This window comes from Corynebacterium sp. 239_CJEI, assembly GCF_001055995.1.
Classification (GTDB): Bacteria; Actinomycetota; Actinomycetes; order Mycobacteriales; family Mycobacteriaceae; genus Corynebacterium; species Corynebacterium jeikeium_D.
Genome location: NZ_JVOW01000013.1, coordinates 89,961 through 104,690, shown reverse-complemented (window position 1 = coordinate 104,690; position 14,730 = coordinate 89,961). Strand labels below are relative to the sequence as shown.

Annotated in this window: 11 protein-coding genes and 1 other RNA gene; 8 read left to right on the top strand and 4 right to left on the bottom strand. The window is 61.6% G+C overall.

What is annotated here, in order from left to right:
- Nucleotides 1-35: 35 nt before the first annotated feature.
- Nucleotides 36-1,220, bottom strand: a complete 1,185-nt coding sequence (locus ADB08_RS04410; RefSeq protein ID WP_015382061.1) for an IS256-like element IS3503 family transposase — start codon at nt 1,218-1,220, stop codon at nt 36-38.
- 294 nt (nt 1,221-1,514) lie between these two features.
- On the opposite strand from ADB08_RS04410, the gene ffs reads away from it, so the two are divergent.
- From ffs to recR, 7 genes are all read left to right on the top strand, one after another.
- Nucleotides 1,515-1,609: signal recognition particle sRNA small type (ffs, locus tag ADB08_RS11215), an RNA gene on the top strand.
- Between the two features lie 317 nt (nt 1,610-1,926).
- Nucleotides 1,927-3,396 (top strand): SulP family inorganic anion transporter, encoded by a 1,470-nt coding sequence (locus ADB08_RS04405; RefSeq protein WP_049171194.1) that lies wholly within the window; start codon nt 1,927-1,929, stop codon nt 3,394-3,396.
- Nucleotides 3,397-3,521: 125 nt separating this feature from the next.
- Nucleotides 3,522-4,793, top strand: coding sequence for an aminotransferase class I/II-fold pyridoxal phosphate-dependent enzyme (locus tag ADB08_RS04400; RefSeq protein ID WP_180950677.1), 1,272 nt, complete (start codon nt 3,522-3,524; stop codon nt 4,791-4,793).
- A gap of 34 nt (nt 4,794-4,827) precedes the next feature.
- Nucleotides 4,828-5,553: a suppressor of fused domain protein gene (locus tag ADB08_RS04395; protein ID WP_016421871.1), complete on the top strand. Its 726-nt coding sequence runs from the start codon at nt 4,828-4,830 to the stop codon at nt 5,551-5,553.
- 30 nt (nt 5,554-5,583) lie between these two features.
- Complete coding sequence (locus ADB08_RS04390) at nt 5,584-8,628, top strand: DNA polymerase III subunit gamma and tau (RefSeq protein ID WP_049171191.1); 3,045 nt, start codon at nt 5,584-5,586, stop codon at nt 8,626-8,628.
- A gap of 113 nt (nt 8,629-8,741) precedes the next feature.
- Nucleotides 8,742-9,065, top strand: coding sequence for a YbaB/EbfC family nucleoid-associated protein (locus tag ADB08_RS04385; protein WP_005511884.1), 324 nt, complete (start codon nt 8,742-8,744; stop codon nt 9,063-9,065).
- 37 nt (nt 9,066-9,102) lie between these two features.
- Nucleotides 9,103-9,729, top strand: coding sequence for a recombination mediator RecR (gene recR / locus ADB08_RS04380; protein WP_016421873.1), 627 nt, complete (start codon nt 9,103-9,105; stop codon nt 9,727-9,729).
- A 33-nt stretch (nt 9,730-9,762) separates the two neighbouring features.
- Here the strand turns inward: recR and ADB08_RS04375 are convergent, their stop codons facing one another.
- The 3 genes from ADB08_RS04375 to ADB08_RS04365 are packed head-to-tail and all read right to left on the bottom strand — an operon-like array spanning nt 9,763 to nt 13,281.
- Entirely contained in the window at nt 9,763-10,575 is an 813-nt protein-coding gene (locus ADB08_RS04375) for a type 1 glutamine amidotransferase (protein ID WP_049171189.1), read from the bottom strand.
- The gene (locus tag ADB08_RS04370) at nt 10,576-11,925 is read right to left on the bottom strand and encodes a MurT ligase domain-containing protein (protein WP_049171185.1); all 1,350 of its coding nucleotides are present in this window, start codon (nt 11,923-11,925) and stop codon (nt 10,576-10,578) included.
- 60 nt (nt 11,926-11,985) lie between these two features.
- Nucleotides 11,986-13,281: an exonuclease domain-containing protein gene (locus ADB08_RS04365; protein ID WP_080971481.1), complete on the bottom strand. Its 1,296-nt coding sequence runs from the start codon at nt 13,279-13,281 to the stop codon at nt 11,986-11,988.
- A gap of 403 nt (nt 13,282-13,684) precedes the next feature.
- On the opposite strand from ADB08_RS04365, the gene ADB08_RS04360 reads away from it, so the two are divergent.
- On the top strand, nt 13,685-14,725 hold the full coding sequence (locus ADB08_RS04360) for a hypothetical protein (RefSeq protein ID WP_049171181.1): 1,041 nt from the start codon (nt 13,685-13,687) through the stop codon (nt 14,723-14,725).
- The last annotated feature ends 5 nt before the right edge of the window (nt 14,726-14,730 follow it).

The following is a 14,730-nucleotide window of genomic DNA, read 5'->3' as shown; positions in this document are numbered from 1 at the left end:
TAAAGAAAAGTGTGTCTTTTCCGGGCGTGTTGCGGTTATTTGATCCAGCCTTTTTGGATGCCGAGGTTGTGTTGGTAGCTGGTGTCGATGGCGGTGTCGTATTCTGCTGGTGCACCGATGTCATTGGTAGTGGCTGTGGTGTTGTGGGTGATCAGGTCTGTTGCTGTGGAAAGTGCGTCTTGACCCCATCGTTGGTCCCTGGCGATCTTGACCGGATCGTCAGGGACTTCTGTATGTAGATACAGCCACCAATCCATCACTGTGCGTTGATGCGGTAGTGATAGTCCGCGGTGTCTGCGGGCTAGTTCTTTTATGGGGGCGTTGATGCCACCTTCGAGGCTGTTTGTTGTTGCTGCAAGGTTGTCGGGGTCGATGGTTGTTGGTGGGGGTTGCAGGTAGGTAAACAGCAGGTCTCTGCGGTGCAGAGATAGCAATGATTGATAGGCCGCTCGGACGCGTTGGTGGGTGTAGACCTTGGTGTAGGCGCCGGTAACGGGGTCTTTGATGGTGGTTTTCTCGTTCATCCATTCCCGGTAGGTGTGGTCGAATTCGTGCAGGTGGGCGACCCATGTGGATGCTTGGTCAAGGTCGGTGATGCGAGTGAGTTTCAGGGCTAGGCGGTAGAGGGTTTTGCCGGCATCGGTGCGGGGGTTGCTGGTGGTGTGGCGGCGGACTGTTCGTTGGGCGTGGACGAGGCAGCGTTGGATGCGTGTTGTTGGCCAGCAGTGGTGGATGGCTGATTGGGCACCTTGTCCGCCGTCTGTGACTGCGATTAGTGGTGCGGCAATGGGGCGTAGGAGTTCGGTGTAGGCGGCGGTGGTTTCGTGTCTGGCCCAGGTCCAGTTGATGACGTGGGTTTTACTGGCTGCGATCAGGAGGCATCCGGACTTTAGATAGGTCGCGTCGAGGAAGATTTGGTCATGGATGCGGAATGAGTCGATGGTGGGTGTGGGGATGATCCACCAGCACCATCGGAATCGGTGGTGCATGGTTTGCCTGGTTACGCCATGGTGTGCGGCGAAGGTGGTTAGAGATTGGGTGCCGGTGGCCCATTGGATGAACAAAGCCATGGTGGCGGTGTTTTTGTTGTGGGTTTGGGTGTTGCGGGTAAAGGAGTGTCCGCAGTGGGTGCAGCGCCAACGGGTGGTTGATTTGCTGGTGGTGCCGTTTTTCTTTGTGTTGTTGCCGCATAGTGGGCAGCTGGGGCGGTTGGTGGTCATCCTTTAATCCAACCGGTGTGCGGTTAGCACAAATGTGGCCGGAGGTGTGGGATGGTGTGGGTAATAGCTTTCGGGGAGCTATTCTTTGGTGATTTGTGGTGTGTGGTCTGGGGTTATGGTGGCATGCGGACACACTTTTCTTTACTTAACCCTATGCCGGGGCTGCGGGGAGGCGGGGAACTGTCATGAAAGCTGTCACGAAACTGGTCACGGATCTTGTGGCGGCGCTGCATAAAGCCGCGCGGTGAATGCTTGTGGTGTGACTTTTTGCCTGGGCCTGTAGTAGGCTGTCTTCACGGATCCCATGTGGCGTCCATCTCGTGAACTCCCCCAGGGCAGGAATGCAGCAAGGGTCAGCGAGCTCTGACGGGTGCGTGGGGTCCCCTTTTTTTATCCCCGGCGTTCTTCTGGCACTTATGGCTAGGTTTCGGGCACTTGTCGGCGGTTTCCTGTGACCTATCGATGTTTTTTCGGCACTTATCCCCGCGATATTGGCCAGGCCATTTCACCTATCGATGAGCTATTCACTTATGGCCACGCTGCAGCGCATCGATAGGTGAATACCTTGGCCACAAGTGGTCGCGTTCGCTGGTCTGGAAGAATACTGTGCATGAGCGATGCAGACGACACGCGAGTACCACCACAGACAACACGAGAACCGCTAGAAACACCAGAACCACCCGAAACCCGAGAAACCCCAGCCCCAATGGGCGTGTGGGACTCCTTCCGGTTCGCAGTTTCTTCACCGAAGCGCCTGCGCACCGAGCTGCTGGCCGGTGCTGCGGTGTCGTTCGCGCTGATCCCCGAGGTCATTTCGTTTTCCATCTTGGCGGGCGTGGACCCGGCGGTGGGGCTGTTTAGCTCGGTGATTATGGCCATCGTGATTGCCTTTACGGGTGGTCGCCCGGCCATGATTACTGCTGCCGCTGGTTCGGTTGCGCTCGTCGTCGCGCCGTTGTCGCGGACGTACGGGATGGATTACCTCATTCCAACGGTGCTGCTCGCGGGTGTGTTGCAGATTGCTTTTGCGGCGCTGGGTATCGCTAAGCTGCAGCGTTTCATTCCGCGCGCGGTCATGATTGGCTTTGTTAACGCGCTGGGTATCCTCATTTTCACTGCGCAGCTCGAGCATCTCATCGATGTGCCCTGGTTGGTGTATCCGCTGGTCGCTCTGGGTATTGCGATTATGGTGTTCCTGCCCCGCGTGTTCACCGCGATTCCGGCTCCGCTGGTAACGGTGATCGTCGTCACGCTTGTTGCGGTGTTGGCGAATTGGCGCGTGCCGAACGTGAGCGATATGGGCGAGCTTCCGGAATCCCTCCCGCAGCTGCTGATCCCGAATGTGCCCCTGACCTGGGAGACTCTGCAGCTGATTGCGCCGTATTCGGTGGGCGTGGCGATTGTCGGCATCATGGAATCGCTGATGACGGCGAAGCTCGTGGACGACATCACGGACACGCATTCGGACAAGACCCGCGAGACGTGGGGGCTCGGTGTCGCGAATATCGCGGGCGGTTTCTTCGGCGGTATCGCTGGCTGCGCGATGATTGGTCAGACGATGGTGGGTGTGAAGGAATCGTCGGGACGCACTCGCTTGACGACGCTCTTTTCCGGCGTCTTCCTGCTCATTCTGGTCCTTCTGCTCAGTTCCGCAGTCGGTGCGATTCCGATGGCGGCGCTAGTTGCGGTGATGGTTGTGGTGGCGGTGGACACGGTCGATTGGCGCTCGATTTCCCCGCGGACGTTGCGCCTGATGCCGCGTTCGGAGACGGTGGTGATGCTGGTGACGGTCATCGCCACGCTGGCGACGGATAACCTTGCCATCGGTGTGGTTTCGGGCGTGGTTGTGGCATCACTGATGTTCGCGCGCCGTGTCGCTCACCTGGTCAGGATCGAAGTGCTTGACGACGACCCCAGCGCCCACTCCCGGACGTACAAGGTGCGGGGTCAGCTGTTCTTCGCCTCCAGTAACGACCTGGTGTACCAGTTCGACTACACCGATCCTGCACAGCGCATTGTCATCGATATGTCGGAGGCTGAGATTTGGGATGCCTCCACAGTGGCGGCATTGGATTCGGTGCGGGTCAAGTTTGCTGACCGGGGCAAAGAGGTAGAGATTATCGGCTTGGAGGGGCCGAGTAAGCAGCGTCTGGATGCGCTGTCGGGGAAGTTGTAGAAATCCCAATCCGGGGTATGCCTTACACTTGGTTGCAAAGCCGGATGCGGCGCGGGGAAAAAGTTTTCCGTGCCAGTTTTGTCAGGTTTTAACTTATGTCCGATACCTGGGAGGGTGCGTACACCATGGCCGTGGATTCCTTCGATGTTCAGCAGTTGGCGGCACACAAGGATGAGTTTGCGAAGGCATATGAGGAACTGAAATCCCGTAACCTCGCACTGAATTTGACTCGTGGTAAGCCGTCGTCGGAGCAGCTTGATTTCGCAAACGCCCTGCTGGGGCTCCCGGCGCCGGATTACATTTCGGCTTCTGGGGAGGACGTCCGCAATTACGGCAACGCCAAGGGCATTACTGATATCCGCGCTATCTGGGCGGAACTGCTGGATCTGCCGGTGGAAAACGTCCTGGCACAGGATGCTTCCAGCCTGAACATCCAGTTTGACCTGATTTCGTGGGCTATGCAGTTCGGCAACGTGGACTCGGAGCGCCCGTGGAACGAGGAGCCGGTGCTGAAGTGGCTGTGCCCGGTTCCGGGGTATGACCGGCACTTTTCCATTACGCAGCACTTTGGTATTGAGATGATCCAGGTGCCGCTGAACGAAGACGGTCCGGATATGGATGTCGTGGAGAAGCTGGTTGCCTCCGATCCGCAGATTAAGGGCATGTGGAATGTCCCGATGTTCTCCAACCCGACGGGCGTGACCTACAGCGCTGAGGTCTGCCGCCGTCTGGTTGAAATGGAGACTGCCGCTCCGGATTTCCGTCTGATGTGGGATAACGCCTACATGGTTCACACGCTGACGGATGAGTTCCCGGAGGTTCACAACGTCATTAAGTGGGCGGAAGAGGCCGGTAACCCGAACCGCGTGTGGGCTTTCGGCTCGACTTCGAAGATCACCTTCGCAGGCGCTGGCATTGCTTTCTACGCTTCCTCGGACGCCAACTTGGAGGATTACCTCAAGCACGCTGGTATCCGCGGCATTGGCCCGAACAAGGTCAACCAGCTGGCTCACGCCAAGTTCTTCGGTGACGCGGAGGGCGTGCGCGAGCAGATGCGCCGTCATGCCGGTTCGCTGGCTCCGAAGTTTGAGAAGGTTCTGCAGATTCTGGATGAGCGCCTGACGGAGTACGGCGTGGCAGAGTGGTCGAAGCCGACCGGCGGTTACTTCATCAACCTCGACGTGGTTGATGGCACTGCTCGTCGCGTGGTGGAGCTGGCTAAGGAGGCCGGCATTGCGCTGACCGGTTCTGGTTCTTCCTTCCCGCTGAAGCAGGATCCGAATGATCGCAATATCCGCCTGGCACCGTCGCTGCCTCCGATGGAGGAGCTCGAGGTTGCTATGGATGGCGTCGCTACCTGTGTGCTGCTCGCCGCCGCTGAGAAGGCGACTGCGTAGGCCAAGTAAGCCAGGTAGGTCGGGATAGGACTATATGAACTTCGAAGAGACGAAGTTTTGGATCTCCGGGCTTTTCCCCGGAGAACCCCAGGTCGGCGAGTATGTGACGGAGCTGCCGGCCAGTGGTCGGCACGGGCAGGAACACGATTCGGCTCCGCTTCGGGTCGCTGAGTTCTCGCTTTACGACGGGCCGGACGGCCAAGCGAACGAGCGTCGTCCGGAAACGGCAGCCGCCACCGTGGAGTTGGGCCGCAACTACTGTGGCCTGACCGGCGCAGCAAAGACGGATATCCGCGTGGAGCTCTTCTCCGTCGCATACGCTGATTTTCCCGTGGCCACCATGGTCGCGGCCGCGGGAGCGCTGGTGGAGGAAGAGCCGGAGTTCCTGTCGCCAATTCCGGGCCGTGTCATTCCGAATGCGGTGCGGCTGGCGGCCGATCAGGTGGCCGAGGTAGGGGAGTCGTCGTCAAGCACTGCCTTTACCGTGGCGCACGTGCTGTGCACGGTGCCGTACGTGTGGAGCGACGGGGTGCCGAATGTGTCCGAGATGCCGGGCAAGATCAGCCTGCATGAGGGTGATGTGGAGTCCCCGCAGGGACGCATGACCACGATGACGCAACTGGTGCCAATTACGGATGCGGAGCTGGTGTTTTATGAGCAGCAGGGGCCGCAGGCGCTGATGCAGAAGTTGGCCGAAGTAGATGCTGACCTGCGGGATTGGTGCCGTGAGTCGGTTGTTTCCCAGGAGGGTTCGAACTAGCCGATCCGGGGTGGAAGGTAGGCTGAGCACGTGGCTCTGTATAGGAAGTATCGTCCGGCATCGTTCGCCGAAGTGGTGGGGCAGCGGCACGTAACTGACCCGCTGTCGGCGGCGTTGGAATCTCGGGATGCGCAGGGGCGTCCCAACCGCATTAACCATGCGTATTTGTTCTCCGGGCCGCGTGGCTGTGGCAAGACCTCGTCGGCGCGCATTATGGCGCGCAGTTTGAACTGTGCGGAGGGGCCGACGGCCACACCGTGTGGCCAGTGTGCGTCGTGTCGTGCGCTAGCGCCGGGCGGTCCGGGCAATTTGGACGTTATTGAGCTGGACGCGGCTTCCCACAATGGTGTGGAAGATATGCGTGAGCTGCGGGAAAAGGCTATCTTCCAGCCGGCGGAGTCGCGCTATCGCATCTTCATTATTGACGAGGCGCATATGATTACCGCTTCGGGTTTCAATGCGCTTTTGAAGATTGTGGAGGAGCCGCCGGAGCACCTCATCTTCATTTTTGCGACCACGGAGCCGGAGCGTGTGCTGCCGACTATTCGTTCGCGTACGCATCACTACCCGTTCCGGTTGTTGACTCCGCCGGATATGCGCGGGCTGCTTGAGCGTGTGGTCACGGCCGAGGGCGTGCGGGTAGAGCCGGACGTGTATCCGCTGGTCATCCAGGCCGGTGGTGGTTCGCCGCGTGACTCGCTGTCGGTTATGGATCAGCTCATTGCCGGTTCCGGCACCAATGGCGTGGATTATGAAACGTCTGCGGCCATTCTCGGTGTCACTGACAGCGTGATCATCACGGATGCGATTGAGGCGCTGGCAGCGGGCGATCGTGCGGCCATGTTTAGCGTGGTCGGGCGTGTGATTATGTCGGGTCAGGATCCGGCGCGGTTTGCCTCGGATCTGCTTGGCCGGGTGCGTGATTTGCTGGTGCTGTCCGCAGTGCCGAATGCGCTGGAGCAGGGCTTGGTGGAGATCCCGGAGAGCCAAATCGACGGTGTCCTGGAGCAGGCCGGGACAATTCCCCCGGCGACGCTGACGCGCTTCACGCAGGTGCTCTCTGATGGTCTGCGGCACTTCCGCGGCGTGACGTCGCCGCGCCTGCTGCTCGAAGTCCTCTGTGCGCGCATGCTCCTGCCCGCCACCGAAGACTCCGTGGAGTCGCTGCTGCAGCGCGTAGAAGCGTTGGAGCACGGCAGGCCCGCGCTTGCCGACGGCTCGGGGGCCGCAACCCCCGCAGCGGCACCGGTGTCTTCCGATGCGGGTGCGGCTGAAGCGTCGCCGATGCAGTCTGGCCAGTCGGCTCGGGAGGCGTGGCGCCAGCGGAATGCCCAGCGTAAGAAGGGTGCGCAGTCGGCTTCGGTCACTCAGCGCGGACGTACTGAGCAGGCAGCGCCAGCGCAGGCACCGTCGCAACCTCAGCCCCAGCCGGGACCGCAGCCTAAGGTTCAGTCGGAACCCGTTGAGCAGCAATCGGCACCAGCGGCAGCGGTGTCGCAGGAGTCGGTAACTGAGCCGAAGCCTGCACCAGAAGCACCTACTGCGCCCGCTGAGCAGCCTGAACAGCCTACGCAGGCTACGCCGGCCGAATCAGTTGAGCAGCCTCAGCAGGCTGAACAACCGCAGCAGCCTGAATCGGCTGAGCAGCCGCTGTCCGAGGAAGAGGCTCAGGCAGAGAAGATTCGTGAGTTCCGTCGGAAGATGGCGGAGCATGCCCGGATTAGCGAGCAGCAGACTCGGGCGCAGCTTGCACAGGAGCGTGAGCAGCAGACTCGTGAGCGTGAGGGGGAAGGCGGCTCCATGTCGATTGTCGAGGAGGAGCCAGTTGTCTCTTCCTCGCCAACACACTCTGAACAGCTAACCCAGCCGACTCAGGCCGCACAGTCTGAACAACCAGCCCAGCCCGAGCAATCAGCCGAGTCGGCACGGCCAACTCAGGCCGCCCAGCCCGAGCAGCCTGAACAGCCAACGCAGACTACTCAGTCGCCAGAATCGCAGCCGGAACCGCAGGTTCAGCCAGCACCAGAGCCAGCACCGCAACCGGAACCAACACCACAGCCGGAGCCCGAACCTGCACCCGCCGGTATCGAGCAAATCCGCGAGCGCTGGCAGGACATCCTTGCAGCTGTTGACGGCCCGCACGCGTTCCCCATTCGCGTGCTGGCTGAACAGGCAGTGCCACTCGATGTCGAAAACGATACGCTCATCATCGGCCACAGCACAGGAGCGCTCGCTACCAGGCTCAATACGCCTGATTACGAACAGGCACTGTCTGCTGCCGTAAAGCAGGTGACGGGTTTCAACGGCCAGGTGCACTGTGTCGTCGGTACGCGCCCGCGCGCACCGCGTTCAACAGCTACAGGTGGCGTTGCTGGGGAGGATGATTCGTCGTCAAGAGGTTCGTCCTCGCCGAACGACACCGCCCCTGCACCGACACCAGCAGCATCGGCACAGCCGAAAGCACCCGAGCCCGAGAAGCCGACGCAACCGGAACCGCAGGCGCAGCCAGAGCCCGCACCGCGCCCTCAGCGGTCGTCGGCCTACGCATCTGTTGCGGAACGCCGCGCAAAAATCGAGGCTGCCAAGCGTGCTGCGATGGGTCACCAGGCAGGTCACGACCAGCCAGCGCAGCCACATCAGCAAAGCCAGCCAAGCCAACCGACTCAGCCGAACCCGAACCCGGTCCATCAACAGCCGCAACAGCAGCCAAACCAGCCGCAGCCGCAGTCGTTCCTGCGCGCGGCGCAAGTCAATGCCCAGGCAAATGCCCAAGCTCAGGCCAATCAGGATTCGGGCTTCGGCGGCGTCCCGCTGCCACCAGAGCCCATGGAGGAGTTCGCTCCGCCAGAGGGCGCAGAGGGCGCAGGGGGCTACGGTTCGCGCACCCCGTCCAACGCCAACACCACCTACAACCCGGTTTCCCAAAACCTGCAGGACAACAACTACGAAGAGGACACCTCCGAGTATTTCGAGGCCGCGAACGAGGTCGGGTCGCTCGATCACCGTTCGCTAAAGGACGTGGTCATGGAGATGCTGGAAAAGGAGCTGGGAGCCAAACCGCTAGAAGACCGCTAGAGCCGTTAGAATGGGGCGGCGATGCGCGTCGTAAAGCAAGGGCGATGAGCCTTTAAGCGTGCGCGTAACTATAAATCAGCACGTAAAAAGCACAATAGTTAGGAAAGTTAGTTATGACTCAGCCAGATATGAACGCAATTCTGCAGCAGGCACAGCAGATGCAGGCGCAGCTGCAGGCAGCACAGCAGGAGATCGTCGCCTCCACCATCGTCGGTGAGGCCGGTGGCGGTCTGGTCAAGGTGACTATGCAGGGCTCGGGCGAGGTCACGGACATCGCCATTGATCCGAAGGTCGTAGACCCGGAGGATGTCGACGGGCTGCAGGACCTGGTCCTCGCTGCTTTCCAGGACGCTACCGCTAAGGTGCAGTCGCTGGCAGAGCAGAAGATGGGCCCGCTGTCCCAGGGCTTCGACGGTCTCGGTGGCCTCGGTTTCTAAATTAGCTTTTCAGACCAGTAATTGTAGGTAATTATCATTGTTCGAGGGACCACTCCAAGATCTCATTGATGAGTTCTCGCGCCTGCCGGGCATCGGCCCGAAGTCAGCTCAGCGTATCGCTTTCTACTTGATGAAGGCGGAGCCGGAGGACATCGGGCGACTCCAATCCGCGCTGGGGCGGGTGCGCGAGGGTGTGCAATTCTGCCGGGTCTGCGGCAACATCTCGGAAAGCGACGTGTGCCAGTACTGCTCGGACACACGCCGCGACCGTGGTCTGGTGTGCGTCGTTGAAGAGGCGCGCGATATCCAGGCCATCGAGCGCACGGGGGAGTACAACGGTCGCTACCACGTGCTCGGCGGGGCGCTCGATCCGCTCGGCGGCATCGGTCCGAACGAGCTCAATATCCGCACGCTGTTGCAACGTATCGCAGGCGTGCTTGACGACGTCGACGAGACCCAACCCCCAGAAATCCACGAGGTCATCATCGCGACTGACCCCAACACCGAGGGCGAAGCCACCGCGACCTATTTGGCCCGGCTGCTGCGGGACTTCCCGGATCTCGAGGTAACTCGGTTGGCCTCCGGCATGCCACTGGGCGGGGACCTGGAGTTCGTCGATGAACTGACCCTGTCCCGCGCGCTGACGGGCCGGCTGAAGGTTTAAGGCCTCCAACCGGCCGCGCGCGAAACTACAAGACTAGCGCTCGCTCTTCGGACGCGGCTTGGACAGGATGCGTTCTTCGCGCAGCTTATCCACTACCTCGAGGTCTAGCGGAGCCAGGCTCGACAGGTCCTGGTTGGTCGCGCGGGCCAGCAGCAGATCAGCCAGCTGCGGATTGCGAGCCAACACAGGTCCGTGCAGGTAGGTACAGATAATCGAGCCCTGCACCGCGCCTTCGGCGCCACCGGTCGGTGTGAGTGCAGAAACATCCACTCCCGGAGCAATCCCGGAGTCCGCCTGCTCCACTTCCGGTCCGGTATTGCCCACGCCACGGACAACCCGACCAAGCGGCTTCGCATCGGTACCCAAGGTCGTGCGACCCATGTGGTTTTCGAAGCCAGTCAGCGGGCTGGCGTCGACGTCGTCAAGCAAACCGTTCGTGGGATCGATGAGCGTGCAGATTTCGCCGATTGCGCGCGTGGGCAGCGAATCGGTGGTGCAGTCGACAAGACCGAGACCTGCGACATCGCGTCCGCCCGCGCGGAAAGAATTTCCGAAAATCTGGAAGCCCGCGCAAATCGCGAGGATCTGCTTGCCGGCATCGGCTGCCTTCTTAATACCGCCGTCGTTGATCAGGTGCTCCACCGCGATGGTCTGCGCGACGTCCTCGCCGCCGCCGACGGTGTAAATGTCCAGGTTGGTGGGGACGGAATCGCCCAGCTTGATCGGGACAATCTCGGCGTCAATCCCACGCATCCGCGCGCGTTGTCGCAGCACCAGCGCATTTCCATCATCGCCGTAGGTGCCCAGCACGTCCGGGAGGATCAGACCGATAGATAGCTCGCTCATTTACTTTTCCTCCTGTGCTCGTTCGATGTCGCGCTTCAGATCGCGGAAGGCGGTGTAGTTCGCCAGCACCTCAACTCGGGTGACGCTTGACGACGACCCCCGCGCCTCACACGACCGGATCGCCTGCAGCGGATTTGCGACCAACCTCGCATCGATACCCGCATACAGCAACCGCACCGCGAGGTCAGTTCCGCGTTCGCCCGCGGATAACACATCCATGCCGTCGAAGTCCTCGAAGCGGACATCCCACAGCCAGGACAGGTCCTCGCCGTCAGCGACGTGACCGTTGACCGCGATGACCACTGCATCCGCAGTGCGATCGACCATGGACAGCGCCTCTTGCCAGCCGGCTGGGTTCTTGGCCAGCAGCATGCGCACGTGCTTCTCGGCGCCCTTGTCATCCCGCACAACCATGGTGGAGTAGCGGCCTGCAACGTTGTCGACGGTCTCGGTGGCTCGGAGGGATTTCTCCAGGTCCGCGCCCATATCGACAGCGCCCGCGATTGCCAAGGTGGCGTTGCCGCGGTTGGCGTTGCCCGGCAGCGTGAGGTTCATCGGCAGGGTGTCGCCAGCAGGCGTGATGACTCCCTCCGCAGTGATGCGGTAGTCCGGCTCAGGGCGCTTGAACTCCGAGCCGTCCGGGAGTGGCTTCACGGCATACCAGTCGTGGCCGTCCTGGATGATAGGGCCGCCGGTGCGCGGGGAGGAGGTGGCATCGTTGGTCCAGCCGCCGCCCGCGGAGACCCAAATAACCTTCTTGGCATCCCACGCAGCCGATGCGATGAGTGGGTCGTCGCAGTTGGCGATGACCGTCGCCTGCGGGTTAGCGTCCACCGCAGCGCGGAGTGTGGCCTCAATCTTGTTGATCTCGCCGACGCGGTCGAGCTGGTCGCGGGAAAGGTTCAGCAGCACCAGGACCTGCGGTTTCAGATTCTCTGCGATGTGCGGGACGTGCAGCTCATCGACTTCCAGGACCAGGCTGTCCGCATCGGGAGTGGCGAGCAGCGCGGAGATGATGCCCGCGTCCATGTTGTCGCCGCCTTCGTTGGTGGCCACGTTGTGGCCAGCGGCGCGCATGGCGGCCGCGAACATGCGGGTGGTGGTGGACTTGCCGTTGGTGCCAGTGATGATCGCGGCCGGGCGTCCCTTGCCGAGGGAGGCCAGAATGCGCGGGTCAATCTTCTGCGCAATCAGGCCACCGATCATGCCGCCCGCGCCGCGACCGGACTTCCGGGAAGCCCAGGTGGCGGCGTGAGCGGCGGATGTGGCGAACCGTGCGCGCAGGCTCGGGGAGCTTGCGCGGTTGCGACTGTGGTCACTTACGTCGTTATGTGAAGTGCCTTCTTTCATAACTGTGTATTTTACTGTGAATAATTCATAGAACGAATGCGCTGGCAAAAAGCCCGAGCCCTATTTCTCCATCTCGCCGACCAGTCGCAAAAACGCCTCATCGGAAACGATCGGAATGTCCTTCCGGTGGGCATGCATGGCCTTGCCCGTCAGCTGATCCGGCGTCACATCCGCCGGCCGGTTGCACACCAGCACCGACGACTCCCGAGTGACCTTCTCCGAGTACGCCAACCCAGCCCGCACACCCGCCGCGATCAGCTCATCCGGGTTCAGTGATACCTCTGGCGCCACGACGAACTCCATGCCCGTCGCGAGCTTTCGTCCCGGCGTATAACGGCCGGGGTTCTCCACGGGGCGCGGCGCTTCCATCGCGTCGACACGCACTGCCGAGCGCTGCAGGCCCACAATGTCTTCGCGCAGCTGGTCGGGCGTGTACATGTTCACGGTTGCGCCCGCATCGAGCCCGCCCTGTGCGCGGAAGAGCGCAAGCGTGGTGGTGACGTCATCCAACGTCCGCACCCGCTCGGGCACCGAGATGCCAGCAATCGATGCCTCGGGCGAAGGCACATCGAGGCCGTAGGCGCGCGCGACGGCGCGCAGGCGAGCGTCGTCAAGCCGTTTGCCCTGGCGGCGCGCCGTTTCCAACGTATCGGCAATCCGTGCGGGCGCCGGAATTCTCGCGACGCGAGTGCGCGTACGACGACGCCCCCGCTTATTCCGCGCGGATCGCTCACGATTCGCTTGACGACGGGCCCTCTTGGCCTCGGCAACTATAAAACCCCAGACCAGCGGCGCATTATGAGCAACCAACGTGCGCCCATCGAGCGCGTGCGCGAGCTTGGCCTGGATCACCCCGAATTTCGGTGCCCCCTCGAAGTCCGCGGGCTCGAGGCCGTGGAGGTGTGTCGGGCCGGGATCCTCGGTGGGATTGATGACGACATGCCAGGTGTCCACGATGTTGCCGCTACTGTCGGCGGTGGACACTCCCAGGCTGACCAGCCGAGACGTCTTGGGGTGGATGCCCGTGGCCTGGATGGACACGATTGCGTAAGGAGCTTCCTCCGCCGACGAGAACTGTTTGTGCTCGTCAGCGGCCTTTGTTGCGGCGGTCTCGGCTGTGGCCGGTGTGGGTGTGGCTGTGGCCGGTGTGCCAGCGGTACTCGCGCCGGTTGCGATTGCGCCGGTAGTAGCCGCGTCGGTGGTGGCTGCGTCCGTTGTGGTGGAAGCCGGTGCAGTTGGTGGTGTTTTCGCGCCCGCTGCCGACGCGCGTTGAGAACGGCGACGATTCCGCCGCCGCCTCTTCGTCTGAGAAGAGGTCCCAGTCGCTTTGCGCTCCTCGCGCGCCGATTCAGTCATGCCTCAAGACTAGCGGGTGCGCTCACCCGCGGAGAAAGTGACTAGGTTTATGACACTTTGAGCACAAAATTTGCCACGAAAGTGTCATAAACCTAGTCAGTAACTTGGGCACTAGCTCGGCCTCAAGCTCAGAAGGACCGTGGGGCACGGTCACACGGGTCCCGTAAACCACGCAAACTACAAAAACCACGCAAGGCCCAAAAGTTTTCCCCCGACTGGGTGCTCAGCCGAAAAGGAATGGAACCGCGAGGGCAATTTCCGCGCCTTATTAAATAGGGGCCACAAAACAGTGCCACAAGCCAAGGCCACGAAATAGAGCCACAAAACAGCGCCACAAAAATAAGGACGAAATAACTACCACGGGGCAACAGCCACAGGACAACAACCACGGGGCGGGGGAGAAATGGTCAACAAGAAACGCAAGCAACTGGTGGCGGACCAGTTTGGAATCATTAGGCCGGATGACCAGCCGGGGAATGGATACCGCGAGGTCGCAAGGCAAGCGCGGGCCGGTTATCTGGAGCGGCTTTGCCGAGGTCACTATGTAGTCGCGCATGCCTGGGAGGGGCTCCACCGCGAGAAACGCCTGGCTATTACTGCTTTGGCGGTGGTCTCCGAGACGTCGTCAGGCGTCATTTCGGGAGCTGCAGCGCTGGCCTTGCACGGTTCGTGGGTGCTGGTGCGCGATGCGAAGATTGTGGTCGTGGGCGGGAGTCAGGAGTTCCACGGCATCGACTATTGCATGCGCCTGCGCTCGGAGATCCATCTGGATCACACGCAGGGGCTCGCGGACCGGCGGGTCGCGGTGCTCGCGCGTGCGGCCTTCGATGAGTGTCGCGTCCGGTTCAGGCAGAAGGGGCCGGAGTCCGTGTCGTGGCGGGCGGCGGTGTTGGCTGTCGAAGGTGCGCTGCGGCATGGCGCCACGCGCGATCAGCTTGAGGAGCTCCCGGCGCATTATCCCAGCGTGCGGGGCCAAGAGCTGTTTCATCGTGCGCTCGCGGTCTGTCATGGTCGTTGCGAAACGCCCGGTGAGGCGCTGACTAAAGCCGCTCTTCTCGAACTCGGCCTGAAGTTCCACGAGCAAGCCGAAATCTGGACTCGCGGCACCAGCCACGATCCGCCGCACTTTCTCGCCCGCGTGGATTTTTATATCCCTGAACTGCTGCTTGTCGTGGAGTTCGACGGCCACATCAAGTATTCGGCGAGCGAGGTCGCGCCGACGCCCGCGGCTCAGTCCAAGCTGCTCACGCGGGAGACTTACCGCGAGCGTTCGCTGCGCGCAACGGGGCTGGATGTCGCGCGGGTGGTGTGGAAAGAGGTGGAATTGCACGCAGTTCGCTTATCGACGCTCCGTTCAATCCTGATCGAGCGCGAACGCGTGGTAGCCGCAGGTGGGGTGACTTTCCGTGCGGATGTGCGCAATGCCGGCCCGTTGATTGGGTAGCGGGG

Coding starts and splice junctions, on each gene's coding strand:
- ADB08_RS04405 (WP_049171194.1), top strand. CDS start 1,927: ATGGGCGTGTGGGACTCCTTCCGGTTCGCAGTTTCTTCACCGAAGCGC.
- ADB08_RS04360 (WP_049171181.1), top strand. CDS start 13,685: ATGGTCAACAAGAAACGCAAGCAACTGGTGGCGGACCAGTTTGGAATC.
- ADB08_RS04385 (WP_005511884.1), top strand. CDS start 8,742: ATGACTCAGCCAGATATGAACGCAATTCTGCAGCAGGCACAGCAGATG.
- ADB08_RS04375 (WP_049171189.1), bottom strand. CDS start 10,575: ATGAGCGAGCTATCTATCGGTCTGATCCTCCCGGACGTGCTGGGCACC.
- ADB08_RS04410 (WP_015382061.1), bottom strand. CDS start 1,220: ATGACCACCAACCGCCCCAGCTGCCCACTATGCGGCAACAACACAAAG.
- ADB08_RS04400 (WP_180950677.1), top strand. CDS start 3,522: ATGGCCGTGGATTCCTTCGATGTTCAGCAGTTGGCGGCACACAAGGAT.
- ADB08_RS04365 (WP_080971481.1), bottom strand. CDS start 13,281: ATGACTGAATCGGCGCGCGAGGAGCGCAAAGCGACTGGGACCTCTTCT.
- ADB08_RS04370 (WP_049171185.1), bottom strand. CDS start 11,925: ATGAAAGAAGGCACTTCACATAACGACGTAAGTGACCACAGTCGCAAC.
- ADB08_RS04395 (WP_016421871.1), top strand. CDS start 4,828: ATGAACTTCGAAGAGACGAAGTTTTGGATCTCCGGGCTTTTCCCCGGA.